Annotated in this window: 26 protein-coding genes; 3 read left to right on the top strand and 23 right to left on the bottom strand. The window is 70.5% G+C overall.

Translation table 11 applies throughout. From position 1 onward, the window contains the following. The first annotated feature begins 102 nt into the window (after positions 1 to 102). Both Q0818_RS11490 and Q0818_RS11485 read left to right on the top strand, forming a co-directional pair. Positions 103 to 1,161: a M4 family metallopeptidase gene (locus tag Q0818_RS11490; RefSeq protein WP_298874760.1), complete on the top strand. Its 1,059-nt coding sequence runs from the start codon at positions 103 to 105 to the stop codon at positions 1,159 to 1,161. Further along, positions 1,148 to 1,480, top strand: a complete 333-nt coding sequence (locus tag Q0818_RS11485) for a protealysin inhibitor emfourin (RefSeq protein ID WP_298874758.1) — start codon at positions 1,148 to 1,150, stop codon at positions 1,478 to 1,480. The genes Q0818_RS11490 and Q0818_RS11485 overlap by 14 nt, the downstream gene beginning before the upstream one ends. 21 nt (positions 1,481 to 1,501) lie before the next feature. Here the strand turns inward: Q0818_RS11485 and Q0818_RS11480 are convergent, their stop codons facing one another. From Q0818_RS11480 to Q0818_RS11465, 4 genes are all read right to left on the bottom strand, one after another. After that, complete coding sequence (locus Q0818_RS11480) at positions 1,502 to 2,113, bottom strand: GNAT family N-acetyltransferase (protein WP_298874756.1); 612 nt, start codon at positions 2,111 to 2,113, stop codon at positions 1,502 to 1,504. Between the two features lie 68 nt (positions 2,114 to 2,181). Continuing rightward, positions 2,182 to 2,868, bottom strand: a complete 687-nt coding sequence (locus tag Q0818_RS11475; RefSeq protein ID WP_298874754.1) for a uracil-DNA glycosylase — start codon at positions 2,866 to 2,868, stop codon at positions 2,182 to 2,184. Further along, on the bottom strand, positions 2,865 to 3,350 hold the full coding sequence (locus Q0818_RS11470) for a phosphoribosyltransferase (RefSeq protein ID WP_298874751.1): 486 nt from the start codon (positions 3,348 to 3,350) through the stop codon (positions 2,865 to 2,867). Before Q0818_RS11470 ends, Q0818_RS11475 begins: the two co-directional genes overlap by 4 nt. An 84-nt stretch (positions 3,351 to 3,434) precedes the next feature. Beyond that, complete coding sequence (locus Q0818_RS11465) at positions 3,435 to 3,983, bottom strand: hypothetical protein (RefSeq protein ID WP_298874749.1); 549 nt, start codon at positions 3,981 to 3,983, stop codon at positions 3,435 to 3,437. Between the two features lie 347 nt (positions 3,984 to 4,330). Here Q0818_RS11465 and Q0818_RS11460 point away from each other — a divergent pair, with 347 nt between their 5' ends. Then, on the top strand, positions 4,331 to 5,416 hold the full coding sequence (locus Q0818_RS11460) for an AAA family ATPase (RefSeq protein WP_298874746.1): 1,086 nt from the start codon (positions 4,331 to 4,333) through the stop codon (positions 5,414 to 5,416). Positions 5,417 to 5,442: 26 nt separating this feature from the next. Here Q0818_RS11460 and Q0818_RS11455 read toward each other — a convergent pair whose 3' ends face one another. The 19 genes from Q0818_RS11455 to Q0818_RS11365 form a co-directional block, all read right to left on the bottom strand. Beyond that, positions 5,443 to 5,781: an HU family DNA-binding protein gene (locus tag Q0818_RS11455; RefSeq protein WP_298874743.1), complete on the bottom strand. Its 339-nt coding sequence runs from the start codon at positions 5,779 to 5,781 to the stop codon at positions 5,443 to 5,445. Positions 5,782 to 6,208: 427 nt separating this feature from the next. Continuing rightward, complete coding sequence (locus Q0818_RS11450) at positions 6,209 to 6,655, bottom strand: flagellar assembly protein FliW (protein ID WP_298874740.1); 447 nt, start codon at positions 6,653 to 6,655, stop codon at positions 6,209 to 6,211. Then, a complete protein-coding gene (gene flgL, locus Q0818_RS11445) occupies positions 6,652 to 7,539 on the bottom strand; it encodes a flagellar hook-associated protein FlgL (protein ID WP_298874737.1) in 888 nt (295 codons plus the stop codon). The genes Q0818_RS11450 and flgL overlap by 4 nt, the downstream gene beginning before the upstream one ends. A 13-nt stretch (positions 7,540 to 7,552) precedes the next feature. Then, complete coding sequence (gene flgK, locus Q0818_RS11440) at positions 7,553 to 8,959, bottom strand: flagellar hook-associated protein FlgK (protein ID WP_298874734.1); 1,407 nt, start codon at positions 8,957 to 8,959, stop codon at positions 7,553 to 7,555. 3 nt (positions 8,960 to 8,962) lie between these two features. Continuing rightward, positions 8,963 to 9,445, bottom strand: coding sequence for a flagellar protein FlgN (locus tag Q0818_RS11435; RefSeq protein WP_298874731.1), 483 nt, complete (start codon positions 9,443 to 9,445; stop codon positions 8,963 to 8,965). Between the two features lie 132 nt (positions 9,446 to 9,577). Continuing rightward, complete coding sequence (csrA, locus tag Q0818_RS11430) at positions 9,578 to 9,826, bottom strand: carbon storage regulator CsrA (protein WP_298874728.1); 249 nt, start codon at positions 9,824 to 9,826, stop codon at positions 9,578 to 9,580. 92 nt (positions 9,827 to 9,918) lie between these two features. Continuing rightward, positions 9,919 to 11,979, bottom strand: a complete 2,061-nt coding sequence (locus tag Q0818_RS11425) for a flagellar biosynthesis protein FlhA (RefSeq protein ID WP_298874725.1) — start codon at positions 11,977 to 11,979, stop codon at positions 9,919 to 9,921. Between the two features lie 58 nt (positions 11,980 to 12,037). Beyond that, positions 12,038 to 13,141 carry an EscU/YscU/HrcU family type III secretion system export apparatus switch protein gene (locus Q0818_RS11420; RefSeq protein WP_298874722.1) on the bottom strand — a complete coding sequence of 368 codons (1,104 nt, stop codon included), beginning with the start codon at positions 13,139 to 13,141 and terminating at the stop codon, positions 12,038 to 12,040. Next, complete coding sequence (locus tag Q0818_RS11415; protein WP_298874719.1) at positions 13,138 to 13,899, bottom strand: flagellar biosynthetic protein FliR; 762 nt, start codon at positions 13,897 to 13,899, stop codon at positions 13,138 to 13,140. The genes Q0818_RS11420 and Q0818_RS11415 overlap by 4 nt, the downstream gene beginning before the upstream one ends. Next, a complete protein-coding gene (gene fliQ / locus Q0818_RS11410; RefSeq protein ID WP_076674472.1) occupies positions 13,896 to 14,174 on the bottom strand; it encodes a flagellar biosynthesis protein FliQ in 279 nt (92 codons plus the stop codon). The genes Q0818_RS11415 and fliQ overlap by 4 nt, the downstream gene beginning before the upstream one ends. Next, positions 14,171 to 14,917 carry a flagellar type III secretion system pore protein FliP gene (fliP, locus tag Q0818_RS11405; RefSeq protein ID WP_298875752.1) on the bottom strand — a complete coding sequence of 249 codons (747 nt, stop codon included), beginning with the start codon at positions 14,915 to 14,917 and terminating at the stop codon, positions 14,171 to 14,173. Before fliP ends, fliQ begins: the two co-directional genes overlap by 4 nt. A 194-nt stretch (positions 14,918 to 15,111) precedes the next feature. After that, positions 15,112 to 15,543 (bottom strand): flagellar biosynthetic protein FliO, encoded by a 432-nt coding sequence (locus tag Q0818_RS11400; RefSeq protein WP_298874707.1) that lies wholly within the window; start codon positions 15,541 to 15,543, stop codon positions 15,112 to 15,114. Further along, positions 15,540 to 16,196: a FliM/FliN family flagellar motor switch protein gene (locus Q0818_RS11395; protein WP_298874705.1), complete on the bottom strand. Its 657-nt coding sequence runs from the start codon at positions 16,194 to 16,196 to the stop codon at positions 15,540 to 15,542. The genes Q0818_RS11400 and Q0818_RS11395 overlap by 4 nt, the downstream gene beginning before the upstream one ends. Next, on the bottom strand, positions 16,193 to 17,089 hold the full coding sequence (locus Q0818_RS11390; protein ID WP_298874703.1) for a flagellar motor switch protein FliM: 897 nt from the start codon (positions 17,087 to 17,089) through the stop codon (positions 16,193 to 16,195). Before Q0818_RS11390 ends, Q0818_RS11395 begins: the two co-directional genes overlap by 4 nt. Before the next feature lie 29 nt (positions 17,090 to 17,118). Next, entirely contained in the window at positions 17,119 to 17,931 is an 813-nt protein-coding gene (locus Q0818_RS11385) for a flagellar motor protein MotB (protein WP_298874700.1), read from the bottom strand. Further along, positions 17,928 to 18,731 carry a MotA/TolQ/ExbB proton channel family protein gene (locus Q0818_RS11380; RefSeq protein ID WP_298874697.1) on the bottom strand — a complete coding sequence of 268 codons (804 nt, stop codon included), beginning with the start codon at positions 18,729 to 18,731 and terminating at the stop codon, positions 17,928 to 17,930. Before Q0818_RS11380 ends, Q0818_RS11385 begins: the two co-directional genes overlap by 4 nt. A 5-nt stretch (positions 18,732 to 18,736) precedes the next feature. Beyond that, positions 18,737 to 18,955, bottom strand: coding sequence for a flagellar FlbD family protein (locus tag Q0818_RS11375; RefSeq protein WP_298874694.1), 219 nt, complete (start codon positions 18,953 to 18,955; stop codon positions 18,737 to 18,739). Positions 18,956 to 19,010: 55 nt separating this feature from the next. Then, the gene (locus Q0818_RS11370) at positions 19,011 to 20,174 is read right to left on the bottom strand and encodes a flagellar hook protein FlgE (protein ID WP_298874691.1); all 1,164 of its coding nucleotides are present in this window, start codon (positions 20,172 to 20,174) and stop codon (positions 19,011 to 19,013) included. A gap of 37 nt (positions 20,175 to 20,211) precedes the next feature. After that, the gene (locus Q0818_RS11365; protein ID WP_298874688.1) at positions 20,212 to 20,655 is read right to left on the bottom strand and encodes a flagellar hook capping FlgD N-terminal domain-containing protein; all 444 of its coding nucleotides are present in this window, start codon (positions 20,653 to 20,655) and stop codon (positions 20,212 to 20,214) included. Between the last annotated feature and the right edge of the window lies 1 nt (position 20,656).

Raw genomic sequence — 20,656 nt, 5'->3', positions numbered from 1 at the left:
TCTCCCGTGGCGGCTCCTCCCCCGCCCGCGAGGATGAGAATCCACCCACAGGTCGCGATCAAGGGATGCCGCGATGTCGGGGGTCGGCGTTAGCCTCGCCCCATGACCCCCGGTATCGTCCCTCCGTTCCTGCTCGACCGCCTCGCGCAGACCGACGACCCCCGCCTCGCGCGGGCGGCGGCCGCCGCGCGGAAGACCCTCGCTCTGCCGCGTCCGCCGCGGCCCACGCGCACGCGCCTGCGCCTGTCGATCGAGGGCGACGCCCTGGTCGCGGAGGCCGGTCCCGCCCCCGACCGCATCATCTCCGACGCCGCGAACACCGAGAACCTGCCGGGGCGCCGCGTCCGCAGCGAAGACGACGCCCCCACCGGCGACAGCGCGGTCGACGAGGCCTACGACGGCCTCGGCGAGACGTACGACTTCTTCTGGGACGCCTTCGCCCGCGACGGCATCGACGCGGCGGGCGGGTCGCTCCTGGCGACGGTGCACTACGGCGACGACTACGACAACGCGTTCTGGAACGGGGAGCGCATGGTCTTCGGCGACGGCGACGGCGACGTGTTCGTCGGGTTCACCCGTTCGCTCAGCGTCATCGCCCACGAACTGGGTCACGGCGTCACCGAGGCCGCCGGAGGGCTGGAGTACGAGGGGCAGTCGGGTGCGCTCAACGAATCGCTGTCCGACGTGTTCGGCGCCCTCGCAGAGCAGCATCACCGGCGGCAGCGCGCCGACGAGGCCTCGTGGCTGATCGGTGCCGGGATCTTCGCCGCCGCCGTGCAGGGCGAGGCCCTGCGGTCGATGAAGGCTCCGGGCACGGCGTACGACGACGACGTCCTGGGTAAGGACCCACAGCCCGCCCACATGCGGGACTACGTCGAGACCGAAGACGACAACGGGGGCGTGCACATCAACTCCGGCATCCCGAACCACGCGTTCTACCTCGCGGCGACGGCCCTCGGCGGGTTCGCCTGGGAGCGCGCCGGGCTGATCTGGTACCGCACCCTCACCGGCGGAGAGCTGACGCCCACGGCCGACTTCGTCGCCTTCGCCTCGGCGACACTGCGCACCGCCGCCACGGAGTACGGTGAGGAGTCCGAGGAGGTCGCCGCCGTCCGGGCCGCATGGGCCGGGGTCGGCGTCGTGAAGGATGCCGCAGCCTGACACCGAGACCGTCGAGCCCGAGCGTCTCGTCGTCGTGGTCGTGCGCTCGGGCGGCATCGCGGGGCTGTCGAAGCAGTGGCGCGCCGAGCCCGAACCCGCACGGGTGCCGCACTGGCGGGAGCTCGTCGAGCGTTGTCCGTGGGATGCCGCGGAGGCGCCGTCGACGGGTGCCGACCGGTATCAGTGGCGCATCGAGGTGCATCGCGGCGATGACGCGGTTCACCAGGCCCGCCTCGGCGACGGCCAGATCGAGGGACCGTGGCGAGTGCTGGTCGACGAGGTGCGGCAGGCCGCGTCGCCGTCGTCACGCGGCCGCTGAGGCTCTGCCGACCGCGGTCGATCAGCCGAACAGCTTCCGCCGCTTCTTCTTCGACGCGATGCTCTTCTGCAGGTAGACGACACCGAGCCAGCGTCCGAATTTGAAGCCCACGCGTCCCATCCGACCGACCTCGGTGAAGCCGAGCTTCTCGTGCAGCGCGATCGAGGCGTCGGCGCCCTTGTCGCTGATCGCGGCGACCATCTCGCGGATGCCGAGCTCCTGGCAGGCGCCGATCAACGCCTCGAGCAGCGCCCGACCGAGGCCTTTACCCGCGGCCGCCTGTCCCAGGTAGATCGAGTTCTCGACCGTGTAGCGGTACGCCGACTTGGACTGCCACGGCTGCACGAGCGCATAGCCGAGGATCTGGCCGCTGGGCGACTGGGCCACGAGGAAGGGAAGGCCGAGCTTGTGCAGGGTGGCGAACTTGTCGCGCCACTTGGCGATCGACCAGGCCTTCTCATCGAAGGTCACCACGGAATTGCGCACGTAGTAGTTGTAGATCTCGCGGATGTCGGGGATGTCGGCCTCGGTGGCCGGGCGTATCTCGAACGAGAAGGGCCGCTCGGGTTCGGGTGCGCGCCGCAGATGTGCGGGCAATCGCCGACGACTCTTCTCGTACTCCTCTTCCAGCACCCCGCCACTCTACGGGCGCGGCGGTTTCGGGCGTGTGTCCGCCGCCCGTGGCGGCGACGCCGCGGGCCTCAGGCCGGGATGCGCCAATCCACGGCGTCGGCGCCTTGCTCCTGCAGCAGAGCGTTCACCTGCGAGAAGGGGCGCGAGCCGAAGAAGCCGCGGCTGGCCGACAGCGGCGACGGGTGCGGCGACGACACGGTCGCCGTCGAGCCCAGCAGGGGCGCGAGGTTCATGGCATCCCTCCCCCAGAGCACGGCGACCAACGGCTGATCGCGCGCGACGAGCACCCGGATGGCGTGCTCGGTCACCCGCTCCCAGCCCCACCCGCGGTGGGACGCCGGCTGCCCGGGGGCCACGGTGAGCACCCTGTTCAACAGCATCACGCCCTGCGAGGACCAGGCCGAGAGGTCGCCGTGCGGGGCGGGGGTGATGCCGAGGTCGTCGTGCAACTCGCGGTAGATGTTCGCCAGGCTCCGCGGGAGCGGGCGCACGTGCGGGTCGACCGCGAACGACAGACCGATCGGATGCCCGGGCGTGGGATACGGATCCTGACCCACGATGAGCACACGCACCGCGTCGAGGGGAGTGCGGAAGGCCCGCAGCACGAGATCTCCGGCCGGGAGATAGGGCGCGCCCTCGGCGCGCAGACGCTTGCCCAGGGCCGCGATGTCGTCGGCGACCGGGGCGAGGGGCTGCACCCACGAGGCGTCAATCAGCCCGGCATCCGCCAGTTCGGCGAGCGACTTCGCGGTCACGCCGCGTCTTCTTCGTGCACCGACCCCTGATGCGACCACGGGAAGTCGATCCAGAGCGAGGTGTCCTTCCAGGCGTAGTCGGGCTGCACCACGGTGGTCGGCTTGGTGTAGATGACGGCCGAACGCGCCTCGGCGCCGTGGCGGTCGAGCAGTTTGATGGCGAGGTCGAGGGTGCGACCGCTGTCGGCGACGTCGTCGACGAGCAGCACGCGACGCCCCGAGAGGTAGGACAGATCCAGCGCCGGAGGCAGCACCTCGGGGGCGTCCAGCACCGTGCCGATGCCGGTGTAGAACTCCACGTTCAGCGCGCCGCAGTTCTTCACGCCGAGACCGTAGGCGATCGCCCCGCCGGGCAGCAGACCGCCGCGCGCGATGGCCACGACCACCTCGGGGTGGAATCCGTCGGCGACGATGGCGCGGGAGATCTCCCTCGTCGCGATCCCGAAGTCGTCCCAGCTCAACCGTTCGCGTTCGTCAGCCACTCGAAGGCCCCTCTCATCGTCTCCCCTCACCCTAGAGCGCGCGGGATGCCGCGCCCGCCCGAGGGCGACGGGGCGGGGCGCTCCTCACGGCCGCGAGCCCACGGGCAGCAGCATCGCCGCGGTACCGGGGATGTCGACGAAGCCGATGCTCGCCCAGTGGGCGCGACGGTCGGCGACGTCGGCGGGATCGACCACCGACCCGCCCGCAGAGGGAGGGAACGCCCCCGCGAGGAGGATGGCGATCGTGTCGCCGTCGAAGACGCGGGCGATGCCGCGGACGAGGGTGTGGCTGACGAGCGAGCCGGTCGCGGCGTCGTCGACATCGACGGAGGAGATCACGCACAGGCTGTCGGTGAACAGCGACGACTCGTCGATCATCGAGATCAGCTCGCGATCGGTGAAGGCGGATCCGATCGACGACAGGTCGGGCACGGCTTCGAGCAGTTGCTCGGCCCAGGACGGGTCCGCGTAGTGGACGCGGTGGAGTGTCGCCGCCGTCAGGACACGCGTGGCCGCATCCGCCTCGTCGCCCGAGTGGATGACCGCGCGCCAGACCTCCGGCTCGATGCGTCGCGCGTCGATCCGGACGGTGAGGTGGAGCGCCATCGCCCCGATATCGGTGTCATCCTGCATGGGCCCCCCAGAGGTGGTCGCGCGTCACCCGTGCGCCTCCTCTCGTCATTCGCTCCATCGTTTTCCGTTCGTCGTCGAAAAGCGCACCGGAGGATTCCGCGAAAGTCGCGCATCGTCGGCCACGGTGTGCGGCCCGATGACGGCGCCTTCGCGTTTCCTCTCCTTTTCGAGTCGTTTCGCGCCCCCCGACGCTCCGCCGTCCCGACAGCGCACCGCTCGTGATTCCTTTACCTCAAATGGTCTTGCGGCACGCCTTCCGGGGCTTACATTAGAAAGTACTCATCTCATTCTTAGGGTATTGACAGCCCTTTCGGAACGCCCCTTCCCCCCTAGAGGAGCACGACCACGTGAGCAGCACCTACATCGAGACCGGCGGCCAGGTCCGGGTCTACGATTCCGCCGTGAAGGCTCACGACTCCCTGCCTCTCGGCACCTATCGCGTGCGCTTCAGCAGCAAAGAGGGCTTCAGCCTCGTGCGCACGGCGGATCTCGCCGTCGGCGCAGAGAAGGTGTACGGGCAGCGCGAGGCGAAGGTCGACAAGATCTTCCGCACCTACGCCCGGCTCGACCGCAACCTGGGCGTGATGCTGTCGGGCAACAAGGGGCAGGGCAAGTCGATGTTCCTCCGCATGGTGGCGGAACGCGCGATCGCGCAGGAACTCCCGGTGGTCCTGGTCACCGAGGATGCCGACGGCATCGTGGACTTCCTCGACACCCTCGACGAATGCCTCGTCATCTTCGACGAGTTCGAGAAGGTCTTCGCATCCGGCCGCGGTCACCTCGCGGAGCCGAACCGCCAGAATCAGTTCCTCACCCTCTTCGACGGCATGTCGTCGGTGCGACGCATCTACTGCGTGACGGTCAACGACGTGCAGGACGTCAGCCACTACATCGTCAACCGGCCGGGCCGCTTCCACTACCACATGCGCTTCGACTACCCGGGCCCGGACGAGGTGCGGGAGTATCTCGCCGACCAGGCGCCGCACGCTGCAGCATCGGAGGTCGAGAACGCGGCACTGTTCTCGCGTCGTGTGAACCTCACCTACGATCACCTGCGCGCGATCGCGTTCGAGATGAACCATCCTGAGGCGAAGTTCTCGGAGATCGTCGAGGACCTCAACATCAAGGCGATCGAGCCGAGCACCTATCGCGTCGAAGCGAAGTACCTCGACGGGACGATCCTCGCCGACGAATCGGTGCTCAACCTGCACGAACGCGGCGACGTGCGGCGCACGATCGAACTCCGCAGCACGCAGCGTGCGCTGTTCTTCTCCTTCGCCCCACGCGATGTCGTGTTCGAGGACGACGGGAGCATCTCGATCCCCGTCCACACGATCGATGCGATGGACGAGGACGAGGAGATGCCCGACGAGCTCCCCGCGCGGATCACCCTCACCCTCGTCGGCCAGACCAGCTACTCGTTCGATCGCTGACCCCCGCGGCCCCGCGCGGGCCGGGACTACGTGTCGTCGCGGGAGCGGGGCGGAACCGTCACCTTCTTGTTGACTTCCCGGGTCGCGGAGAACTTCAGCACCGCGTAGTCGTCGACCTGCCCGCGGGCGTGCGCGTCGTCGCGGATGTTCAGAACGACGTTGTGCCCCTTGTGCGGCTGGGCGTAGAACTTGCCGAACCCGGTCAGGGTGACGCGGTTGCCCGCGTTCACCAGGTCGAGGATCTCCTCGAAGATCGCGTCGTAGGCGAGCTGGGTCGTCCGCAGGGAAAGACCCGCGCGCTTGGACACCCGCTGGACGAACTCGCGCTTGCTCACCTTGGGCTCATCGGACCTCGTGACAGGCATATCTCACCATCCATTGCTCTTGCTCGTGAACGAGCGTATGTGTCGCCCCCGTGACCGGCGTCGGGGTTGCCAATCGGGGACGACAGGTGGACCGTGCTGCGACGCGGACTCGGATCCTTCGGGTGAAGACGCCGGCGGTACGCGTCGTCGCCCGCCGACGCGGCCCGTCTCCATGAGCGCGACGGTCGATCCGGCGGCGCGTGCGCGACGCCGAGCTCGCCGCCGTCGCCCCTCGGATCGAGGTCACGTACCGCGGGCTGACTCCGCCCCGCGCCCCTTCGGGAGGGCGCACACCGCATTCGGGTCGCGGTGCTGGGTCGGTTTCTGCTCGTTTTCGTGATGATCCTAGCGCCTCGGAGCTCGTCCCGGGCGATTTTTCGGCGACCAGGACACGCCGCCGGGCACGCGGCCCGCGGACGGACGACCGCTAAGCCGCCCCCAGCTGCGCGCGCAGCGGGTAGGACGTGTCCTCGAAGATGATCTGCGCCGCCGCGCCCGTGCGCTCGTTGAGCAGGACGGGCGCGCGCAGGTTCACGAACACCCCCTCGTCCGACGGGTTCGCCACGACGAAGACGCGGACGGCATCCTCGTCGGCGCCGATCTCGTCGCGCATCCCGGCGGTGATACGGGGGTGATACCCCGAGACCACCGTCGCGGGGTCGACGAGGAACAGCCGTACCTCGTCACCCGTCGAGCGCAGGGTGTACAGCCCCCGTGCCCCCTCGATGCGCGTCAGCCGGAAGGAGGTGAGCGGGCCGAGCCCGGGAGGGGACGACGCGAACTCGACGTCGAGATCGCTGATCTCGGCGGGGGTCCCGGTGGCGGGGGTCCCGGTGGCGGGGGTCCCGGTGGCGGTCGTCGCGGCGGTGGTCATCGCAGGAACTCCAGGAGGTTGGTCTGCAGGCTCTTGGCCGTCACCTGCAGGGCGGATTGGTACACGAGCTCGGCGGACTGCAGCGCGATGTAGACCTCGAGGGTGTCGACGTTCTCGACCTCGGCGCGGCGGGCCTCGAGGTCGACCCCGAGATCGGTGTTGGCGGCCGACGCCCGCTCGATCTGGGCCTGCCGCGCCCCGGCGACGCCGCGGGCGGTCGTGAGGTCTTCCAGGTGCGCATCGATCGTCGCCAGTCGCGGTCCGACCTCCGCGCCCGCGCGCAGGTCGGCCGCGATCCCCCGCAGAGCCGCGAAGACGCTGTCGGCGCCCTCACCGAAGACCTGCGCGCCGTCGAGGTCGACGCGCACCTTCTCGCCGGCGGAGACGCGTCGCTCGACCCCCGCACCGCCCGCCCCCGAGAACGCGAAGGTCGTCGGATCGAAGGCCGACCCGCTGTCGCCGGTTCCGGCGAAGACGGTGCGTCCGAGCACCGTCGTGTTCGCCTGCGATAACAGCTCGGTGCTCAGGCTGTCGAGCTCGGCGGCGATCGACTCGCGGGCCGACGCGCTCAACGCCCCCGAGTTGGCCCCCTGCGCGGTGAGGTCGCGCGCGCGATTGAGCAGGTCGATGCTCGCTCCCAGCGCCGTGTCGGCGGTGGTGACCCAGGCGAGGCCGTCGGTGATGTTGCGGGCGTACTGCGACACGCGGGCCTGTTCGCCGTGCACCCCGAGGATCGCGGCCGCGACCGCCGGATCGTCGCTGGAGGTGCGGATGGCGCGTTGCGAGGTCGCCTGGTCCTGCAGCCGAGCCCGGTCGGCGAGACCCGCCTGCAAGGTGCGCAGCGCCTGCTGGTTGACGGTGCTGCTGGTGATGCGTCCGATCATGGCCACTCCGGGGTCAGCGGCCGACGAGGCCGACGCGGTTGATGAGCAGGTCGAGGGCTTCGTCGACCGCGGTCAGCACCCGGGCCGCCGCCTGATAGGCGGTCTGGTACTTCAGGAGGTTGAGCGTCTCCTCGTCGCCGTCGACCGACGCCTGCGACTGCTGACCGCTGATCGCCGCGATCGCGCTGCGATCCGCCGTGTCGGCGCGCTGGACGTCTCCCCCGACCGCCACGCCGAAACCCGTGACGAAGCTCGACCACGTCGCCGACGGACCGGTCGACGACGACCCGAGCACCGAGATGCGGTCGGCGATCGAGGTGTCCAGCGCCCCCGCTCCCGGCGCGGCAAGGGCGAGCTGATCGAGCCCGGTGGGCACGACCCGCAACCCCCGCGCAGCCGGGCCCGTGGCATCCACGGAGAAGAAATCCCCACCGGCGGCCCCCGTCGCGGTCTGGCCGGACCGATGGATGCCGTTGACGGCGGAGGCGAGCGCGGTCGCGACGGCGTTGTAGGCGTCGGCCACCGCCGCCAGCGTGCCCCCCTCGGATGCCGGTGCGAGAACGCTCAGCGCACCCCCCACCGACCCGCCGGTGATCGCGACCGCGACGTCGGGGCGGTCGGTCCACGAGACCGTGATGCGGGCCGGGTCGGTCAGCTCGCGCGGCCCCGTCACCGCCAGATTGCGGCTGGCGTCGCCGGCGACCAGCGCATTGCCGTCGAGGCGGAGGGTCATCGTGCCGTCGTCCTCGAGGCGTCCGGTCGCCCCCACGACGGTGGACAGCTGCTGCGCCAGGGTGTTGCGCTGGTCGATGAGCTCGTTGGCCGAGCGCCCCGACTGGAGCGCCGTGCGGATCTGCCCGTTGAGGGTCGCGACCTGGGCCGCCGTGGCGTTGACGTCGGCGACCTGGCGGTCGATCTGGGCGCGCAGGTCGGTCCACTGCCCCACCACGCTGTCGTAGCCCGAGGAGATCTGCGCGGCCAGCACCGTGGCGTTGGTGAGCACCACCTGCGCCGCCGCGGGCTCGGGGGTGTTGGCCAGGTCGGACCAGCCCGCCCAGAAGCGATTGAGGTTCGCGGCCAGACCGTCTTTCGTCGGCTCGGCGAGCACGGCCTCGGCGCTGCCCGCGGCCGCGGCCCGCGTCGACCAGAACCCGGATGCCGACAGCGCATCGCGCACGCGCGCGTCCAGCACCTCGTCGCCGAGCCGTGCGATGCCCGTCACCGTGACGCCGCCGCCGACGCCCAGGCCCGATCCCCACGCGGCGACGGTTCCGGGAGCCGCGACCGAGGTCTGATCGATGCGTTGGCGGGTGTATCCGGGCGTGGTCTCGTTGGCGATGTTCTGCCCGGTGACGGTCATCCCGGCGCGCGCCGCCGCCAGGCCCGACGCGGCCACCTGGAGCCCTGCGAAAGTCGACATGCCTCAGACCTGCACGTCGAGCAGACGCGATCCGGCACCACCGACGAGCGCCCCGCTCGCGGCGTACTCCCCGGTGGGCTCCCCGAGCCCGGCGATCGTCTCCTGCGTCACGCGCAGTGCCGTGCGCAGGTGCTGGTTGACGGCGTTCCTCTTCTGCGCGATCTCCTCGGCCAGACCGGTCATGACCGCGTGGTGCGAGCCCATGACCTCGCGCCAGGCCTCGGTCGGGGCGATCTCGACGAGCTCGCGCAGCGTGGTGGCCTCCGGAGAGCCCCACTGCGTCGCGACGTCGACGAACATCGTGTCGCGCAGGATCGCCCCCGAGGCGAGGGCCTTCGCGACCCGCTCGACCTCGGACGTGGCGTGCTGGACCCAGCGCGTGCGCCCGGTCGTCACGAGCATCTCGAGCTCCTCGAGCTTGAACAGCATCAGCTCGAGCAGTTCGCGCTGACGCAGCAGCTGCATGCTCAGGTCGGTGGCGGCCACGGAGTCTCCTCGTTCGGGTCGAGTCCTCGTGACAGGTGCACCCGTCACGACAGCCACTATCGCGACGACGCGGGGCACCAGTAACCCGCGGCGCCTCTGGCCCGCGCCGCGTCGGGGCGACCGCCGCGCGCCCTACTCGGTCGGCGTCGACGCGCGCAGCGCGCTCAGCAGCGCGCCCTGCGCCTCGTCGGAACGGGCCGCCGTCAGGGCGTCGTGGTTCTCGGAACCGACGGCGACCACGATCTCGCTGCGATGGATGCGGGTGTCGCGGGGCGCGTCGATGCCGATGCGCACGCCCGTCGCCGTCACCCCCAGCACCGTGACGGTGACGTCGTCGCCGATCATGATGCTCTCGTTGGGGCGTCGTGTGAGTACGAGCATGTCGGAGTGACCGCCTTCCCTGGCTGCTGCGCGGAGCGCCGTCCTGCCGACGAATATACCTTTTCCGCTCGATCACGAGCGGATTCCGCGCCTTACGGGGAACCGATGGCGACCTGCTCGAGGCGCACCACGCCGACGACGTCGGTCGCGAACCCGCCGATCGCGGCTTCGTCGTACGACAGGATCGGCATCCCCGCGACCTGTCCCGACACCAGGGCGCGTACTCCCTGGCGCAGCGAGGGCGCGCACACCAGGATCGGCTCGGCACCGGCCGGGTCGAGCTCGCCGACGGTGCGGCGGATGCCCTCGAGCAGCTGCATCGTCGCCTCGGCGCTCAGCACGATCTGCGGGCGCCCCTCCACCTGACGCAATCCCTCGAGCATCTGCTGCTCGAGCACCGGGTCGAACATGACCACCCGCAGACGACCGTCGCGGGCGAACCGCGCCGCGATGGCCGGGCCGAGTGCGCTGCGCGCGGCCTCGACGAGCGAGGGGATCTCGGTCGACGACTTCGCACGGAGGGCGAGGGCCTCGTAGATGCGTCCGAGGTCGTTGATCGACACCCTCTCGGCCAGCAGGCTGGCCAGCACCCGCTGCACCACGGCCAGAGGCAGCAGGGTCGGGGTGAGCTCGTCGACGGCCGCGGGATTGGACTGTTTCAGGTGCTCGGTGAGCTGACGCACGTCTTCGAGCGAGAGCAGCCGGTGCGCGTGCGCGTGGACGATGTCGGAGAGGTGGGTGATGATCACGCTCGACCGGTCGATGACCGTCGCTCCGGCCAGGTCGGCCGCGTGCGACATCTCGGTGCGCACCCATTTGCCCTCGAGACCGAACACCGGGTCGACGACCGGCGTCCCGGGGAGGCTCTCGAGACCCGTCCCGAGCGCCAGCACGTGCCCGCGCGGGACGATCCCCCGGCCCGCCTCGACCCCGGCGACGAGGATGGCGTACGTCTCGGCGGGCAGTTCGACGTTGTCGCGCGTGCGCACCGGCGGCATGAGGGCGCCGAGTTCGAGGGCGACCTTGCGCCGCAGCGCCTTCACCCGGGTGAGCAGGTCGCCCTGCCCTCCCGCCGCCAGGTCGACGATGTCGGGGGCGAGCGAGATCTCCAGCGCGTGCACGCGCATCGTGTCCATGAGGTCGTCCGGCCGCTCCGCCGCGGCCTCGACGGCGAGCTGCGCCTGCGCGTCGGCCTCGTCGGCCGCGGCGCGATCCGCGTTCGCCTTCACGCGCGACGCCGCGAACAGCAGGACGGCGCCGATCGCGAGGAAGGCCAGGAACGGCATCCCCGGAATGAGCCCCATCCCCAGGGCGGCCATGGCCGTGATGATGAGCGCGTTGCGCGACTGGAGCAGCTGGCGCCCGGCGGCGCGGCCGAGCTCGGCCTCGGCGTTCTCGCGCGTGACGATCATGCCCGTCGACACGGCCATCAGCAGCGCCGGGACCTGGGTGACGAGCCCGTCGCCGATCGTCAGCAGGCTGTAGGTCTCGAGCGCCTTGTCGATGCTCATGCCGTGCATCGTCATGCCGATGACGATGCCGCCGGCGAAGTTGATGACCAGGATGACGATGCCGGCGATCGCGTCGCCCTTGACGAACTTGCTCGCTCCGTCCATCGCGCCGTAGAAGTCCGACTCCGCGGCGACTTCGGCGCGCCGTCGACGGGCCTCCTCGTCGGTGATGAGGCCCGCGTTCAGGTCGGCGTCGATGGCCATCTGCTTGCCTGGCATGGCATCCAGGGTGAAGCGGGCCCCGACCTCCGCGACGCGTTCCGCTCCCTTCGTGACGACGACGAACTGGATGACGGCCAGGATGAGGAAGATCACGGCACCGATGACCAGCGACCCGCTGATGGTGATCTGACCGAACGCCGCGATGACCTGGCCGGCGTGCGCCTCGCTGAGGATCAACCGCGTGGATGCCACGTTCAGACCGAGGCGGAAGAGGGTCGCCACCAGCAGCAGGCTCGGGAAGACGGAGAAGTCGAGCGGCTTCTTCACGAACATCGCCGTGAGCAGGATCAGCAGCGCGAAGGCGATGTTCGACACGATGAGCACGTCGAGCAGCGGCGCCGGGATCGGCACGATCAACAGCAGGATGATCCCCACGACCCCGAGGGGCACGGCGCCCTTCGACAGCACTGCACCGATCATGATCTCCGCTCTCTCCTGGTGTTGCGATATCCGAATCGGTCCGTCACGGGTCGCGCCCTCACAGGTCGCGCCCGACGAGGGCCGCGGGGGGCATCGTGTGCGTCCCCGCGCGCGAGCCCCTCTTGTTCAGCTGCTGGACGAACGCGAGCACCTGCGCGACCGCGGTGTAGAGGTGCTCGGGGATCTCGTGCCCCACCTCCACCGCCGCGTGCAGGGCCCGCGCGAGCGCGACGTCGCGCACCATCGGCACCTTCTCGCTCTCCGCGCGCTCGCGGATCTTCTGCGCGATGACTCCGGCGCCCTTCGCGACCACGCGCGGGGCGGCCTTGCCCGGCTCGTAGCGCAGGGCCACGGCGATGTGCGTCGGGTTCAGCAGGACGACGTCGCTGTCGGCGACCGCCGCGATCATGCGATTGCGGCTGACCGCCATCTGGCGCGCCCGGCGCTGCGACTTGATGAGCGGGTCGCCCTCGCTCTTCTTGTGCTCGTCGCGCGCCTCCTGCTTCGTCATGCGCGTGTGCTGACGGTTGCGCTTCATCACCACGAACACGTCGATCGCGGCGAGCAGCAGTCCCACCGCCACCGCCACCTGCAGCAGGGTGGCCACTCCCCCGCCCGCGAGCTCCAGGAGCCAGGCGACGGTGTGCCGCCCGCTGCCCATCAGCACGGGGACGAGGCCCGCGACCACGATCCAGAGGGCCGCCCCGATGGCGACCGTCTTCAGCAGCGCCTTCACGCCCTCCCACAGCGCCGCCTTCCCCACGGTGCGCTTCAGCCCCGCGAGGATGTCGAACTGCTCGATGCGCATCGGGATGCCGCGCAGGCGGATGCCGCCCTGCGCGATCGCCGTGGCGGTCGTGGCGACCAGCACGACGGCGAGCAGCGGGGCGAGCACTTCACCGACCGTGCCGACCGCGGCGCCGATCGCCTCGACCGCGCGCGCGGGATCGGGGTCGCGTGCCACCGCCGTCAGGGCCGCGAGGGGATGCGACACGGCTCGGGACGCGGCATCCACCGTGGACGGGATCATCACGCCCGCAGCACCGATGCACACCCACGCCGTGAAGTCCTGACTACGGCCGATCTGGCCCTTGCGGATGGCGGTGCGCAGGCGCTCCGGCGTCGCTTTCTCGGTGCGTTCCCCGGTGTCGGTGCCGCTCATCGCGTCACCCCGATCAGCACCTGCGCGGCCTCACCGGCGAGCGAGGAGACGATGGCGGGAAGGGCGGTGAAGACGAACCCGACCAGCAGCAGGGTCAGCGCGATCTTGATGGGGAAGCCGAGCGCGAAGGCGTTCAGCGCCGGCGCGACGCGGGAGACGAGCCCGAGACCCACGTCGGCGAGGAACAGCACGATCAGCAGCGGACCGGCGATCTGCACGGCGCTCACGAGCATCTGCCCCACCGCCTCGGTGAGCACCTCGGCGGGTCGGCCGAGGTCGATCGTCCCGGTGACGGAGACGGCGTCGAACGAGCGGAAGAGACCGCCCAGCACGAGCTGGTAGCCGTTGGAGGCGAAGAGCAGCAGGATCGCCGTCATCTGGAACAGGCGCGTGAACTGGGCGCCGTTGACGTTCATCCCGGGGTCGTAGGCCTGGGCGAGTTGGAAGCCGCCGAAGGTGTCGACGAGGAAGCCGGCGCTCTGCACCGCGCTGAAGAGCACCAGCACGAGGAAACCGAGGAGGCTCCCCACCAGCACCTGACCGGCCAGCGCGAGCAGGAACCCGCCGGTGTCGAGGCGTTGGTAGCCCGCCACGACGACGGGCGACACGGCAAGGCCCAGACCGACGCCGAGCAGGGCGCGGATCCGCAGCGGGATCGCCCCGTGGCTGAAGGGCGGGGCAATGACCAGGAACGCCGTGATGCGCACGATCGCCAAGGCCGTGGCCTCGAGCCAGACGAAGTCGACGGGGATGTTCATCCGCCGCCGTTCAACAGCGACGGGATGCGCGCGAACAGCTCGTTCGTGAACGCGATGCTCTCGGCGATCATCCAGTTGCCGCACACCAGCAGCGCGATGCCCACGGCGATGAGCTTCGGCACGAACGACATCGTCATCTCCTGCACCTGCGTGATCGACTGCAGCAGCGAGATCGCGAAGCCGACCACCAGCGCCGTGATGAGCAGCGGCGCACTGAGCTTGGCCGCCAGCATCAGCGCGCTCAGACCGATGTCCATGACCGCTTCGGGCTTCATCCGGCACCCCGATACGACTGCACGAGAGAGGTGATGACGAGCCCCCACCCGTCGACGAGGAGGAACAGCAGGATCTTGAAGGGAAGCGAGATCATGACCGGCGGCAGCATCATCATGCCCATCGACATCAGCGCGCTCGAGACGACGAGATCGATGATGAGGAACGGGATGAAGACGATGAAGCCGATCACGAACGCCGCCCGCAGCTCGCTGAGCATGAACGCCGGGATGAGCGTGTACAGCGGGATGCTGTCGGGCGCGGCCGGGTTGTCCATCTGCGCCGCGCGGTGCATGAGGGCGATGTCCTCCTCGCGCGTGAAGTGCAGCATCCACGTGCGCAGCGGTTGCTGGGCCGCGTCGAAGGCCTGGCCGAAGTCGATCTGCCCCGAGGTGAAGGGCGTCACGGCCACCTGATTGATGTCGGCGAGGACGGGCCACATGATGAACAGCGTCAGGAAGAGGCTGAGTCCCGCGAGCACCTGGTTCGGCGGGATGGACGGCAGCGACAGCGCGTTGCGGGTGAGCGCGAGCACCACGAAGATCTTCGTGAAGCTCGTCATCATCAGCAGCAGCGCGGGGGCGACGCTGAGCACCGTGATGCCGAGAAGGGTCGTGATGCTGTCGGAGGGCGACCCGTTGATCCCGTTGATGCTGATGCCGCCGGGCTCCCCCGTCGCCGCGGAAGCCGCGTGCGCCGTGAGCAGGTCGAGCACGCCGGCCGACGCGATCACCCCGACGCCCAGGAACGCCCCCCGCACGACGGGCGGGAGCCGCCTGGGATCGTCGCGCGCCGCGACGACACGGGAGACGGGTGCGGGCACGACGGCACTTTCGCGAGGGTGTCGAGGCCGATCCGTAGCCAGGGGTGCGAGCGATCCGTGCTCGCGACCGACTATCGCGACGGTGGCGGCGTGCGTAACCGGCGACGCCGCCCCGGTCACGCCGCGGTGCTGGCCCCGGCATCCTCTCCGCGGCTGCCGCCGGCCTCGGCGAGCGGGATGACGTTCTCGGACCCGTCGACCTCGGCCGTCGGAGCCTCCTGCGTGTCGACGACGTCGATGCCCTTCTCGCTCACGCCCAGGACATACCGGATGCCGCCGAACTCGGCGACGACGAGCTGGGCCTTGGCGCCGAGGGTGGTGCGGGCCACAAGCGTGATCTTCTCGGTCTTGCCGCGCGGCGCGGCGGCGACGCGCGCGCCCGCGAACTCGCGCAGCCGCCCCAGACGACGCGGCACGAGAGCCGCGAACGGGCTGCCGCCGGCCGCTTGGCCCTTCTGCAGCCGCCGGCCGAGGAACAGCAGCAGCCCGACGACGGCCGCGAGCGAGACGATCGTGCGCAGCGCCAGGAGCAGCTCGTCGCCGCTCATGCGCTCTCGGCCTGGTCGATGATGCGCTCGACGCGCACGGCGTAGTCGCCGTCGGCCACCACGACGGTGCCGTGACCGATGAGACGCCCGTTGAGGGTGATGTCGGCGGGTGAACCGGCGGCGCGGTCGAGCTCGACCACCCGGCCGGGCTCGAGCGAGAGCACGTCGCGCACCGCCATGCGCGTGCGGCCGATCTCGACGACGAGCTCCATCTCGACCCCGGCGATGCGGCTGATGCGCGTGGGGGCCGCCGGGGCCGCCGCCGCGGCGTCGTCGATGCGGATGGCCGCGCGCGCGACGACCGAGCCGTCCTCGCGCACGAGGTCGAAGACCTGAGCGCCGGCGAGAGTGAACACCCCCGCCGCGTCGACCTCCTCGCCGTCGCCGAGAGTGCCGGTGCCCAGCACGGCGACCGCGGCTTCGAAGACCGGGTGCAGGCGGTCGGCGAGGGCGCTTCCGGTGGACCCGTCGTCGAGCGTCGCGACGTCGGCGACCTGGATGGCGACGGTGGCCCCCGGGGCTCCGGTGAAGGCGACCGCCACGGCGCGGCCGGTGGCCCCCGGGTCGGTCGAGGGGGCGGGGAGCACCGGGAACGCGAACGGGAGCTTCGCCGCGATCGCGGCGGCCATGGCGGCGGCGTGGAAGGTGCTCATCGGGTCTTCTCCTCGTGGATGGTGGTGATGGTGCAGGCGAGGCGCGAGCCCTGCGCCCCCGGGACCGCGCGGGCGATCGGGGTGTCGCCCACGACGAGTTCGAACGGCTTCGTCTCGGGATGGGCGAAGCGCAGCAGGTCGCCGGGGGCGAGATCGAGCACCTCGCCGGCGGCGATCACCCGGGGCGTGACGCGCAGCGACACCTCGAGCGGCGTGTCGTTCACCTGATCACGCATCGCGCCGTCGCGGTGGGCGGTCGCGGCGTGGCGGTCGCTCTCGGCGAGCTGGTCCACGACGATCGCGGCCGGGAGCATGACCGTCGCCGTGCTGCGCGCCTCGCCCGCGCTCATCGCGAAGCGCGCCACGATGACCGCTTCACCGGGCGAGATGACCTGCATGTACTGCGGGTTGTAGTGCAGGCCCGAGAACGTGACCGCCCCCGGCAGCAGCGGACCCATGCACGCGCTGAGCAGCTCGAAGGTGCCGTCCATCAGCTGCAGAATCAGCGCCGTCTCGATCGGGGTGAGGGTGCGCGGCTCGATGTCCCCCGCGGGCTTGCCGCCCAGCATCTGCACGACCCACGTCAGCGCGCTGTCGAGACCGAACTGCACGACGCAGGGCTCCTCGCGCCCGGCCGTGGAGCCGGCCACCATCGCCGTGGTCGTCGGCAGGGTGTCGGCGTACTCCTGGTACGACACCAGTTCGAGCCCCTCCGGGACGAGATGGGTGCGCAGGCGCACCTTGGCGGTCAGCTGGGAGGCCCACTGCCGCGCGAACGTCTCGAACGCGGCCTCGAGCTGACGGGTGTGCTCGCGGCCCAGCTGCGCGGGGCGGCTGAAGTCGTACGCGGGATAGCGACGAAGGGGGTCGTCGCGAACGGCCGCTGTCGTCATGGCGTGTCCTCCAGGGAGTTCTTCACGGGTCAGCTCTGCGCTGCGGCCTGCACGAGACCGGGGATGAGGGAGCGCACCTGCTCGTCGGCGGTGGACAGCACGACGATGTCGACGCGGCGGTTGGCGGCGAGGTCTTCCGCGCTGTCGCCGGCGGCGATCGGTCGCTGGTCGGAGAAGGCCACCGCCTGCACGCGCGTGCCGGCGATGCTCTTCTGCTCGACGAGGAAGCGCGCCACCTTCGTCGATCGTCCGCTGCTCAGCTCCCAGTTGCTCTCGAACGGCGGGACGGCCGCGCGGTGGTCGGCGTGGCCCTCGATGCTGATCTGATTGTCGGTGGCCGCAAGCACGTCGGCGATGAGGGCGAGGACGCGATCGGCCTTCTCGCTCAGATCCGCCCGGTTGTCGGCGAAGAACGTCTCGGCCCCCACGAGCCCGATCTTCAAGCCGCGCTCGTCGATGACGAAGTCGACCGTGTCCTGCAGACCCTGGGATGCCAGGGCGTCGGTGATCTGCTGACGCATCTTCTCGAGGCCGTCCAGCTCCTGTGCGGCCCGTGTCGCGACGTCGCGCACCCCGTTGTCGTCGAGCAGCTCCGGCGGGATCACCAGACCCTCGGTGAGATCGCCGCCGCCCTCCACCTGCGACTGCCCGAACGCGGCCGCGAGACCGTTCTTGAGCTGGTCGTACTTGGTCTCGTCGACGACCGACACGGCGTACAGGACGATGAACAGGCACATCAGCACGGTCACCATGTCGGCGTACGACACGGCCCATCGCTCGTCGGGCTCGTCGTGCCCGGCATCCTCGTGTCCGCGTCCGCCCGCGCGTCGGGCGCTCGTCACGCCGCGTCCTCGACCGCGGGGGCGGCGTCGGCGCGCGGGGGCTTCTTCTTCGCGGGCGCGGAGGTCGTCATGGCGAGCAGCCGCTCCTCGAGCAGCCGGGGCGGACTCCCCGCCTGGATGGCGAGGATGCCCTCGCACACCAGCGTCATCCGCTCCTGCTCAAGGGTGGCCATGCGGTTCAGGCGCCCCGCGATGGGGTTCCAGATGAAGTTGGCCGAGAGCAGGCCCCAGAGGGTCGCGACGAAGGCCGCGGCGATCATGTGACCGAGCTCGTCGGGCTTGCTCAGGTTCTCGAGCACGTGCGTGAGCGAGACGACGGTGCCGACGATGCCGATCGTGGGGGCGTACCCGCCGAGCGAGGCGAAGAATTTGGCAGAGACGCGGTTGCGCGCCGACTCCGAGTCGATCTCGTCGAGCATGAGGGTGCGCAGGTCTTCGGCATCCACTCCGTCGGCGAGGGCCTGCACGGCGCGACGGGTGTAGTCGTCGGGAGCGGTGTCGAGCTCCTCCTCCAGGCGCAGCAGCCCGTCGGTGCGGGCCTTCTCGGCGTAGCCGACGAGGACCGGGATGACGGCGGCGGGGGTGGACCGCGGGCCGCGCACCATGCGACCGAGAGAGCCGAACGCGGCGATCGCATCGCGCAGGGTGTGGCTGGCGATGCCGACGCCGATGGTCGACCCCAGCACGAGGATCATCGGGGCAGGCAGGAAGAGCGCGCTCAGCGACGCACCCTCCATGGTGATCATCGCGTAGAGGGCGCCGAAGGCGGCGACCACGCCGATGATGAATGCGATGTCCACGTCGGTCAGTCCTGGGCGGCGGATGCCGTGAGCGCGGACGCCGCCGCGAGCACGCGCGCCCGGTAGGCCACGATCCGCGCGATCAGCTCGTCGAGGCTCTCCTCGACGTTGTAGACCCGACCGTCGACCATGTGCAGGGTCGTGTCAGGGGATTCGTGCACGCGCTCGATGAGATCGGGGTTCACCGCGAACCGGGTGTGGTCGAGGCGGGTGAGCGTGATCATCGGGGACGGTCTCGGCTTTCGCTGCGGAAGGGGACGGGGCGGACTATCGCGACGGTCATCGCTTGAGGTTGGTCAGCTCCTGCAGCACCTCGTCGCTCGTGGTGATGACGCGTGCGCTCGCCTGGAAACCGCGCTGCGCGACGATGAGGTTGGTGAACTCCTGCGACAGGTCGACGTTGCTCATCTCGAGGGCGCCCGACAGCAGGGAGCCGACTCCGGCCTGCCCGGCCTCGCCGATCTGCGCCTGGCCGCTGTTGACGCTCGCGCGGTAGGTCGTGCCGCCGGCCTTCTCGAGCCCCTCGGCGTTGGCGAAGGTCGCCATGGCGATCTTCGCGAGGGTCTCGGTGCGCCCGTTGCTGAAGGTGCCCACGATCGAGCCGTCGGCCGTGATGGCGTACGACTTCAGGGTGCCGGCGGCGGCGCCGTTCTGACCGGTGAGGGCGACGGTGCTCATGTCGGCGAAGCCCGTCACCGCGCTGAGGTCCACGGCGATCCCGCCGGCGGTGAGCGTGAGGCCGGCGGTCTGGCGTCCGTCGGTGAAGGCGAGGCCACCGGTGGCCCCGCTGACGGGCTCGGCGACGTCCCAGCCGGCCGCCGTGCGCGTGAACGTCAGGCTCAGCGAGGTCTTCGTGCCCTGGGCGTCGTAGACCGCGATGTCGCGCACGAGCTGGGTGCCGACCGCGGCGGTGGAGGGGAGGTTGCCCGTCGCGGTCGAGGTCGTGGTCGCGCGGGCGGCCGAGACCAGGTCCTGCGGGATCGAGATGGTGCCGGGCGCCTGGCCGGTGTCGACCGCGCCGTTCTGCGCCGACCAGCCCTGCACGAGCGCGCCGTCGGCGGTGACCATCTTGCCCTGACCGTCGAACGAGAAGCCGCCCGCGCGGGTGTACAGCGTCTCGCCACCCGCGCGCACCGCGAAGAACCCGTCGCCCTGGATCATGAGGTCGCCGCCGCGGCCGGTCGTCTGCGCCGCGCCCTGGGCGAAGTTGGTGCGGATGCCGCCGACCTGCACGCCGAGGCCCACCTGCGCGGGGTTCTGCCCCCCGGTCGCGGCGTCCGGGATGCCGGCTTCGCCGACGACCTGCGAGAGCGAGTCCTCGAAGAGGACCGAGGAGCCCTTGAAGCCCGCGGTGTTGACGTTGGCGATGTTGTTGCCGGTGGTGTCGAGCATCGTCTGGTGCGAGCGGAGTCCGGAGATCCCGGAGAAAAGCGAACGGAGCATGAGGGTCTCTTTCGTGTGGGTGGTCGAGCGGTGAAGGTCAGGCGGAGGCGGGGGTGACGGAGGTGATGGCGTCGAGGGCGACCGTGACGTCGCCGATCGTCACCTGCGGGATGGATCCCTCGAACGACACCTTCGAGACGATCCCCGAGGCGGGCGCGCCGGCGGCGTCGAGATAACCGGCCCGCTGACCGATGAGGGCGGTGGCCGCCTGACGCATGTTCAGGGCGAACGCCTCGGAGCTGTTGCGGCTCATCGCGGTGAGCTGCTCCATCATGGCCAGCTGCGTCGTCTGCGAGATCATCTGGTTGGTGTCCATCGGGGTGGACGGATCCTGGTTCGTCAGCTGCGTGACCAGCAGCTTCATGAACACCTCGCTGTCGAGCTCCTTCTTGGGGGCGGCGGCGGTGGTCGAAGCGGCGGTCGCGGAGGTGGTCGCGGTCGCGAACGGGGTCGCTGTCGCGGTGACGGCGTCGATGGTCATG

Source organism: uncultured Microbacterium sp. (genome assembly GCF_947489255.1).
In the GTDB taxonomy this organism is placed as follows: domain Bacteria; phylum Actinomycetota; class Actinomycetes; order Actinomycetales; family Microbacteriaceae; genus Microbacterium; species Microbacterium phycohabitans.
The sequence above is the reverse complement of the archived record's forward strand: the minus strand, read 5'-3'. Positions and strand labels throughout refer to the sequence as shown.